The organism is Synechococcales cyanobacterium T60_A2020_003, from assembly GCA_015272205.1.
Lineage (GTDB): Bacteria > Cyanobacteriota > Cyanobacteriia > RECH01 > RECH01 > JACYMB01.
Map to the genome: position 1 here is coordinate 1 of JACYMB010000076.1, position 6311 is coordinate 6311.

The following is a 6311-nucleotide window of genomic DNA, read 5'->3' on the forward strand; positions in this document are numbered from 1 at the left end:
CCAAGGAAAAAAGCTTAAGAGAGTTCGACACCCCCCTTTCCCCGCAAGGGGACGGAAACTAGCCTTTGTCCCTAGCGCCAAACGGCACTGAAACATTTCTGGTTCGACACCCCCCTTTCCCCGCAAGGGGACGGAAACATATCATTCGGCATTCTTACCGCGCAACAGGAAAAGGCGTTCGACACCCCCCTTTCCCCGCAAGGGGACGGAAACTCGACGGCACGCCCAATCATTCTAAATAAATCCACCGTGGGTTCGACACCCCCCTTTCCCCGCAAGGGGACGGAAACTACTCACTACCAGGCTCCCTATAATATAGTGCTCCATGTGTTCGACACCCCCCTTTCCCCGCAAGGGGACGGAAACCAGTTACCATCCGGCGTTTCGTAAAATTCGCCAGTTGAGTTTTCGACATACCCCTTTCCCCGCAAGGGGACGGAAACTTAGATTATGGTGAAAAACAATCCTGGACAGGTCTTGATGGTTCGACATACCCCTTTCCCCGCAAGGGGACGGAAACGCCTGCTTCATGCGTTGGCATGAGTTGATCGAAATACCGGTTCGACATACCCCTTTCCCCGCAAGGGGACGGAAACTCGTTAGCATTCCTGCTTTCGAGGGCGTTGGCAATTTAATTCCAAGATCATTCCCCGCAAAGGGACAAAAAACTTCATCACACTCACCGCATCACACTAGGATTAAAAGCATCACCCAACCGTCCATCCCGATTATGTCTCACCCCTCTCCCCTCACCATCCCAAACACCACCGAACTCATCGGACTAAAATTCTCCCTCCAAGCCCTCACCTCCGATGCTCTTTACCCCCAATACACCATCGGACTCCACGCCTGGTTCCTCGACCAAATCCGCCAAATCGATCCCGCCCTCTCCACCTACCTCCACGACGGCGAATCCGAAAAACCCTTCACCATCAGCACCCTCAGCGGCCAACTGCGCGCCCACGGCCAACACCTCCATATCCAAAAAGGAACCACCTACGACTGGCAGATCACCGCCCTCTCCCAAAACGTCGTCAAAGGCATCGCCGTATGGCAAAAACACCCTCCGACTCAGCTCACCCTTAAAACCATCCCCTTCCAAATCCAGTCCATCACCCTATCCCCATCCCCCACCACCTATCGCACCCTCTGGGACTCCGCCCGCCAAATGCGCGGCCCCGTTCACCTCAGCTTTACGAGTCCCACCAGCTTCCGCCGCAAAGGTCATCATTTCCCCCTCCCCGTTCCCAACAACCTATTCCATAGCTACCTCCGCCGCTGGAACGACTTCTCAGGGCTGCCCTTCGAGCAAGACCCATTTCTAAACTGGATCGACGAAACCGTCATCATCCAACGCCTCCAGATCGAAACCCAAAAAGTCGCCGTCGGGAAACGCGGTTCCGTCACCGGATTTGTGGGCGGCCTCAGCCTCAACCTATCCAGCCACGCCGACAAAATGCCCGAATTTCGCCAACTCTTCTACGCCCTGATCCAGCTCGCACCCTACTGCGGCACCGGGCACAAAACCACCTTCGGCCTCGGCCAAACCCAGCTCGGATGGGAACCTAATCATCCTCAAGGGATCAATCAACCGACCGACGAAGAACGCCTCAGCGATCGCATTACCTACCTGACCCATCTCTTCCTATCCCAACGCAAACGCACCGGAGGCGATCGCGCCCGCCAAACCGCCGAAACCTGGGCCACCATCCTCGCCCGTCGCGAACAAGGCGATTCCCTCCTCGACGTTGCTGGCGACCTCAATATGCCCTACGAAACCGTCAAAACCTACGCCAAACTCGCACGGCGATCGCTCCGCCAGTAGCAACACCAAAACGGCCAGATTAGAACTACTGTGGATCAATAACAGGGCTGATCAATCCAGGGCGATCGCAAATACGGTTACTCTAGATTCAACGCTGCGCGAAAGTGGACGAAACTTCTACATAAACTTACTCGCCATGCCGATGAGTCCTGCCATCTGACCAAGATCCACCTCCCCAGACAGCACCTTCTGCAACAGCCCTCCTCCCTGAGCATTAGACCCTTTCACTAAAAATTGGGCGATCAACGGCGTAACGCTTTTGACCATCTCAGGACTTACCCCAGCCCGCTGGGCGATCGCCATCACCTGCTCCGATGCCAGTAGTTTTTCGATCGTACCCGTCGCCGCAACCGCTTGCAGCACACCTATTAAGGAACTCGCATCGCCTTTACTTTGTAGTACCTTTTGAAGGCTATGGGCAATTTCGCCAATCTGATTATTGTCCACGGGAGCCTGATTCAAAGCCCCTAACAGCGATCCCATGAGGTCATTGCTGGCTTCCGTATCCGAGCTAGTGATAACTTGCTTCACGATACCCATTAAGTCCATACCGACTTCCTCATCAATAGGTTTTCGAATAGATTAAGTCGTTTGCTGGGAACAGGCAAGTAGTCGCTACAGGACTTACGCACTACCTGCGGCGTCCTGAGTCTTTTAGGTTACACTCCCGCCAAATCGCCCAATTGCGTAAGGCCTGGGTATGTCTAAGCGAATCCAATAGCTCCGTGATGAATGAGCCAGTTGCGTTGTTCGGTTGTGAGTCCCTGGGCATTGTAAAAATTTGCCCCGTCAACGCAAGCCCCTTCAAAATTAACCTGTGCGAACGCGGCATCGTGAAATTCCGCACGGCGTAAGTCAGCGTTGCCAAAATTGGTGCCAATGAGCACTGCCCCATCAAAATGGGCACCGACTAGAGAAGCATTGAAGAGATTCGTATAGATTAAATACGCTGCCCTAAACGATACCCAATCCATCTGAGCATGGGTCAGAATTGCGTGTTCAAGATCGGCTCCTCGCAGCGTAGCGTTGGTGAGATTGGCGGTCGTGAAATTTGCGCCTACCAGGACGGCCTGACGGAGATTCGCCTGGCGGAGATCCGCCTGCTCAAAGGATGTCCCTGCTAGAGCGGCGGCATACCCATAGCAATGGCGCAGGTTACAGTGGCTAAAGCTAGCCCGACTACAGTTGCTGGTGCTGAGGTTAGCACGAACCAGACTGCTGCCTCGAAAGTTGGTATCTTGGGCACTGGCTTCTTGTAAATCGGCGTCATCTAAGACGGCATTTTGAACCTGCGCCCCATCAAGAATCGCGCCGTGGAGATGGGCATTGGGTGCATAGACCCCTCGCAGATTGGCCTGCTCGAGGCGCGATCGCACCAATGTTGCACCAGCTAAAACGGCTCCCATTAAAGAACTGCGATAGAAGTTGGCGAGGGTGAGGGTCGCTTGGGTAAAGTTGGCGCGATCGCCCAGAACGTAGGAAAAGTTCGCGCCTCGCAGAAACGCACCGGAAAAGTCGGCGTCACTCAGTCGGGCATCCTGAAGGTTGATGTAGCTGAGTTCTGCCTCCGCGAGCGATCGCCCATTACGGATTTCGGCGAGGACTTGGTCAGGGGTCAGGGGGATCATGGCTTGAGACGCGATGAGAATAAATGCTTATTTGTATCCTGTTTTACAATTATTGAGAACATTGGTTAAACATGCCGTAAACTTTTTCGAGGAAATAACTAAGATTGTGTAGTTTAAGTCACATCGATTGGGGGCTTCTCCCATGAAACATCACCCGCTGCAAACGCACACTCCATCGGCTTCACGCCTCGATTCTGAGCCGTTCGCCCCATTTCCAAACCGCGCGTCTTCCCTGCAAGCTGATTTGAAGCATTCCACCGGACGGCGATCGCCCCTCCGGTCTGCTCAATTCCAGGCGCAGGATCGAACGATGGCTACGACAGGACAGCCCCTCGTTGGAGCGGATTGGCTGTACCAGCTTCAACTCAAGAAAGACTCGATTAGGGCGATCGCATCCACAAGCTTTGATCTGGTCACGATCGACTACTCCCAAGATGGCAGCCAGCAAACGGCCTATACCCGCGAGGATTTAGACGTACTGCACGCTAGCGGTAAAACGGTGTTGGCCTACCTCAGCATTGGTGAAGCAGAAGATTATCGCTATTACTTCAAGGATCGGTGGGTTACGAAAGATCCTAAAACCGGACTGAAACAACCCGACAAGGATGCTCCCGCTTGGCTAGGACGCACCAATCCCCAATGGCGCGGCAACTACAAAGTGAAGTACTGGAATGCTGAGTGGCAGTCGATTGTGCTGGGATACGTCGATCGGATTCTCAACGCGGGGTTTGATGGAGTCTATCTCGACATCGTTGATGGCTTTGAATACTGGAGTCAGCAAAACAATGGAGAATCGGTGACCCTAAGCCGACGGAAGGCCGCGAACCGGATGATTTCCTTGGTTGAAACCATCGCGCAGCATACACGGATTGACAAAGGGCAGTCCAGTTTTCACATCGTGCCGCAAAATGCCGAAACTATTCTCAAGTACGATCGTGATGGCAGCTACCTCAAGACGATTAGCGGGATTGGGGTGGAGGATGTGTTCTACGACGAAACCCATCGCCAACCGCAGTCCGAAGTCAACTATCGGCTGCCATGGCTCCAACAAATTCGGGATGCGGGTAAGCCTGTGCTGTCGGTGGACTATGTAGACACCAACGGCAATTCCAACCTGGTCTATGAGGGTAAGAACTTAGAGCGGATTAATCTCTTTCGAGATCTGGCGATCGCCCAGGACTTTATTCCCTACGTGGCAAAGCGCGATCGGGAACTGAATGAAATTGTGACGATTCCTGGGATTCAGCCCAACCCATGAGTCGGCTAAAGGGCGATCGTTGCCACCACCACATCGTTGAGGACACCATGTTCACGAAATTTGGCGATCGCCTCGGCAACCGTAGGAGGATTTCCGGTCAGCAATAGGTGACTGGCACGGCCTTCTGCAAGATTCGTATTCAGTTCCCCCGTAATCGGTTCAAGGCGCAAGGGTAGGGTAGAGAGATCGACGGCGTTGGGATCGGAAAGACTCACGACGGCGATCGCCCGTAACAGCGGATCATCGTAGCGATAGACCGACACCTGCATAACACTACTCAGCCGTTCGAGGGAGCGCAGCAGCATGGCCTGTTTTTGGGGAGTCGCGCAGAAAGTCAAAATTAAACGACCGTCTTCCGTCGTCGTTGACGCAATGCCACTGCCTAAAATGGACTCCAGCGATACTCCCCGGTGGGAAAATACTGCCGCCGTTGCCGTCAAGGTTCCCGGTTTATCCAGCGCTCGCACCACAAAGACCCACCGTTCAAGCTCCATCGCTTAAGTCCTCCTTCAAGCGCTGACTGAGTTGTTCTGCGACCTGTTGCAATAGTTCGGCTTCTTCAGCCCAAAGCTGGAGCGAGACCACTTGCGTCCATCCCGATGGTGTCACCACAATCGGCACACCAATCGGTGTGCGGATATCGTAGAATTCCCCGTTGAGTTGTACCTGCCCGGACACTACTATTTCCCGTCCTTCCAGTAAATTTTGTACCAAATCCACCGTCACATTGGCCGTCGCCATAATCGTTTTTGCCCCAGACAACTGGGTGACAAACGGTTTAATCACCACCCGCAGATCCGGTGAGAGGCTATCTACATAAGTGTACGCCTCCCGAAATTTTCCGTCGCGAATTAAAGTCATTACAATGTCTTTTTGGCTACGAACAGTCTCTAAGAAGGTGAGGATACTGCCTCCACGCTGGAGCTGTTTGCGGGTGGTGCGAACTTCGCTTGAGGTCATGCCGTGAACTTTGAGGCTACTCCACAGCGGCACCATTAACTCTCCATGCTCACCGACGACAAAGGCTTGGACAAGCTGACGCCGAATCCCTAAATCCGCCGAAATTTCCCGCCGGAATCGTAACGAGTCGGAATAGGCTCCCACCCCAATCACACGATGTCGTCCCAAGTGCCGACTAAAGATTTCTACTGCTAGTTCTACGGGATTGGTCACAATGATCACCACCTCATGACCGTAGCCGTGATCGGCGATCGCCTGGGCATAGGTTTCAAAGATTGGACGATTAAGGGAAGCCAGTTGCGATCGTGAGGTGACGTTCCCTCCCACGGTAGCTCCCGCCGCCATCACAATCACATCTCCCACCACCTCATCGGGATAGAGGGCAACATCCAGGGCGGGCGATCGCTCGGCATAGGCATCTTGTAAATCGCTGCACAGCCCGTAGAGCACTTGGGCACTGCGTCCGCCCGCCCGTCCTACCAGTTGCAGGCGTTCGGTGGGATTTAGGGCACCAATAGGCTTTGTTGCATGATTAGAAAAACGGTCAGGTTCGCCTTGAGAGTGTCCTGGTATTAACCTTCAACCTTGTAGCTATCGGGTTTAGCGATCTGAATCATGCGGTTGAGCGCAACACATTTGA

At 53.7% G+C, this 6311-nt stretch carries 6 protein-coding genes and 1 CRISPR repeat array; of the genes, 2 read left to right on the forward strand and 4 right to left on the reverse strand.

What is annotated here, in order from left to right:
- Nucleotides 1-22 precede the first annotated feature (22 nt).
- Nucleotides 23-596: direct repeats of the CRISPR family, unit length 27 nt; unit sequence CCCCTTTCCCCGCAAGGGGACGGAAAC.
- A 134-nt stretch (nt 597-730) separates the two neighbouring features.
- On the forward strand, nt 731-1825 hold the full coding sequence (gene cas6, locus IGR76_03885; protein MBF2077664.1) for a CRISPR-associated endoribonuclease Cas6: 1095 nt from the start codon (nt 731-733) through the stop codon (nt 1823-1825).
- Between the two features lie 117 nt (nt 1826-1942).
- On the opposite strand, the gene IGR76_03890 is transcribed toward cas6, so the two are convergent.
- Nucleotides 1943-2374, reverse strand: coding sequence for a hypothetical protein (locus tag IGR76_03890; protein ID MBF2077665.1), 432 nt, complete (start codon nt 2372-2374; stop codon nt 1943-1945).
- Between the two features lie 155 nt (nt 2375-2529).
- A complete protein-coding gene (locus IGR76_03895) occupies nt 2530-3453 on the reverse strand; it encodes a pentapeptide repeat-containing protein (protein MBF2077666.1) in 924 nt (307 codons plus the stop codon).
- A gap of 142 nt (nt 3454-3595) precedes the next feature.
- Between IGR76_03895 and IGR76_03900 the strand changes: the two genes are divergently transcribed.
- Nucleotides 3596-4711: an endo alpha-1,4 polygalactosaminidase gene (locus tag IGR76_03900; GenBank protein ID MBF2077667.1), complete on the forward strand. Its 1116-nt coding sequence runs from the start codon at nt 3596-3598 to the stop codon at nt 4709-4711.
- A 5-nt stretch (nt 4712-4716) separates the two neighbouring features.
- Here IGR76_03900 and IGR76_03905 read toward each other — a convergent pair whose 3' ends face one another.
- Entirely contained in the window at nt 4717-5205 is a 489-nt protein-coding gene (locus IGR76_03905) for a hypothetical protein (protein ID MBF2077668.1), read from the reverse strand.
- The gene (locus tag IGR76_03910; GenBank protein MBF2077669.1) at nt 5195-6121 is read right to left on the reverse strand and encodes a malate dehydrogenase; all 927 of its coding nucleotides are present in this window, start codon (nt 6119-6121) and stop codon (nt 5195-5197) included. Before IGR76_03910 ends, IGR76_03905 begins: the two co-directional genes overlap by 11 nt.
- Nucleotides 6122-6311: the final 190 nt, after the last annotated feature.